At 53.7% G+C, this 2,700-nt stretch carries 2 protein-coding genes; both read left to right on the top strand.

The genetic code is table 11. From position 1 onward, the window contains the following. Positions 1-1,625 (top strand): TonB-dependent vitamin B12 receptor BtuB (btuB, locus tag DEO48_RS23105; protein WP_109846412.1); only part of this gene is annotated, 1,625 nt, incomplete at its 5' end. Then, entirely contained in the window at positions 1,570-2,421 is an 852-nt protein-coding gene (murI, locus tag DEO48_RS23100) for a glutamate racemase (RefSeq protein WP_109846411.1), read from the top strand. The genes btuB and murI, both read left to right, overlap by 56 nt. Positions 2,422-2,700 lie beyond the last annotated feature (279 nt).

The following is a 2,700-nucleotide window of genomic DNA, read 5'->3' as shown; positions in this document are numbered from 1 at the left end:
AAAGTGGCGGGATGGGGCAACTCTCTTCTCTCTTTATACGCGGCACCAACTCCAGCCACGTCCTGATCCTTGTTGATGGGATCCGCCTTAACCAGGCGGGCGTCACGGGGTCATCCGATCTCAGCCAGTTCCCGATCTCCCTGGTGCAGCGTATCGAATATGTTCGTGGACCGCGTTCGGCGGTATACGGCTCGGATGCGATCGGCGGAGTCGTAAACATTATTACCACTCGCGCGAAGGACGGTACCACGCTGAATGCAGGTGCAGGGTCGCATGGTTACCAGAATTATGGCGGCAGTACTCAGCAAACATTGGGCGACAGCACGCGCGTCACGCTTGCGGGTGATTACACCTATACCAAAGGGTTTGATGTGGTTGCGGACGGCAACAATGGTGGCCTTGCCCAGACCGATCGCGACGGCTTTATGAATAAAACGCTCTATGGTGCACTGGATCACGCATTCTCGGAACAGTGGAGCGGATTTGTTCGCGGCTTTGGCTACAGCAACCGTACTGCCTACGACGGTTACTACAGCTCATTTACCCCCGATGTACTGGTCGATACCCGCCAGCTCTATAGTCAGACCTGGGATGCTGGATTGCGCTTCAACGATGACATCTTCCATTCACAGCTGCTCACCAGCTATAGCCACAGCAAGGACTATAACTACGACCCAAATTTGGGCCGCTACGATTCGACAGCCACCCTGGATGAAATCAAACAGTACAACGTCCAGTGGCTGAATTCCGTTGATGTTGGCCATGGAAACATTGGCGCGGGCGTTGACTGGCAGAAGCAGAGCACCGAGCCGGGTACAAACTACGTGACCAACGGCTACGACCTGCGCAACACCGGCGTTTACCTGACCGGGCTGCAGCAGTTTGGTGACTTCACTCTGGAAGGAGCGGTTCGCAGCGATGACAACTCTCAGTTCGGCCGCCATGGCACCTGGCAAAGTAGTGCGGCCTGGGAGTTCGTGGAGGGTTACCGCTTCGTTGCTTCTTATGGTACGGCCTATAAGGCTCCGAATCTGGGACAACTCTATGGTTTCTATGGCAATGACCATCTTGATCCAGAAGAGAGCAAGCAGTGGGAAGGTGCGTTTGAAGGCCTGACGGCGGGCGTGAGCTGGCGCGTCTCCGGCTACCGTAATGACGTCGATAATCTCATCGACTTCGATAATAACCTTCAGCAATATTACAACGTCGGTAAAGCGCGCATTAAAGGTGTGGAAGCGACAGCATCGTTTGATACGGGCCCGTTGACGCATACTGTAGGCTACGACTATGTGGATGCCCGCAATGCCGCAACCAACGAACTTCTGGACCGTCGTGCTAAACAGCAGGTGAAATATCAGCTCGACACGCAGATCTATGATTTCGACTGGAGCCTGACTTATCACTATCTCGGTACGCGTTACGACACTGACTTTGGTGCTTATCCGTCTGAGAAAGTAAAAATGGGTGGTGTCAGCCTCTGGGATGTCGCAGTTTCGTATCCTGTCACCTCACATCTCACAGTTCGTGGTAAAATAGCCAACCTGTTCGATAAAGATTACGAGACAGTTTATGGCTACCAAACTGCAGGACGGGAATACACCTTGTCTGGCAGCTACACCTTCTAATCCGCGTCCCACCGTGCTGGTGTTTGATTCCGGCGTCGGTGGGCTTTCGGTCTATGATGAGATTCGGCATCTCCTGCCGGATCTCCATTACATCTACGCCTTCGATAACGTCGCTTTCCCGTATGGGGAAAAGAGCGAAGATTTTATTGTTGAGCGTGTGGTTGAAATCGTCACCGCTGTACAAAAGCGCTATCCCCTTGCGCTGGCCGTCATCGCCTGTAATACGGCGAGCACCGTTTCTCTTCCCGCCCTGCGTGAAAAATTCCAGTTCCCGGTTGTGGGCGTTGTTCCTGCGATAAAGCCTGCCGCGCGCCTTACGGCGAACGGCATTGTGGGTTTGCTGGCAACGCGAGGCACGGTAAAGCGTCCTTATACCCGCGAGCTGATCGACCGTTTTGCCAACGAATGCCAGATTGCGATGCTGGGTTCGGCTGAGCTGGTGGAGATGGCTGAAGCGAAGCTGCACGGAAAAGCGGTATCACTCGACGAGCTGCGTCGTATTCTTCGTCCGTGGCTGCGGATGCCCGAACCTCCGGATACCGTTGTGCTGGGCTGCACCCACTTCCCGCTATTACAGGAAGAGCTATTAGAGGTGTTGCCGGAGGGGACGCGCCTGGTGGATTCCGGTGCGGCTATCGCCCGTCGTACGGCCTGGCTGCTGGAGCATGAAGCGCCGGATGCGAAATCGTCGGACGCGAATATCGCGTTTTGTATGGCCATAACGAAAGAGACTGACCAACTTTTACCCGTTTTACGCCGTTATGGCTTTGAAACGCTCGAAAAACTGGCGCTGTAGCACGGTTTTGAGCAAAAAAGAGACGGTTGAAAGTTTTTTTTAAAAGAGGGGTTGTCAACGTCTGAGAACTCCCTATAATGCGCCTCCACTGACACGGAACAACGGCTTACAGGCCGCCGGGTTAGCGGGGTTCAGAGATGAACGCCGACAGAGAAAAGCAAAAATAATCGCTTGACTCTGAATGAGGAAAACGTAATATACGGGACCTCGCAACGGTGAGCGAAAGCCGCGTTGCACTGCTCTTTAACAATTTATCAGACAATCTGTGTGGGCACTCAA

The organism is Enterobacter sp. CGMCC 5087 (assembly GCF_003144775.1).
Lineage (GTDB): Bacteria > Pseudomonadota > Gammaproteobacteria > Enterobacterales > Enterobacteriaceae > Enterobacter > Enterobacter cloacae_M.
Note: the sequence above shows the minus strand (reverse complement) of the source record. Positions and strands in the feature narration are given on the sequence as shown.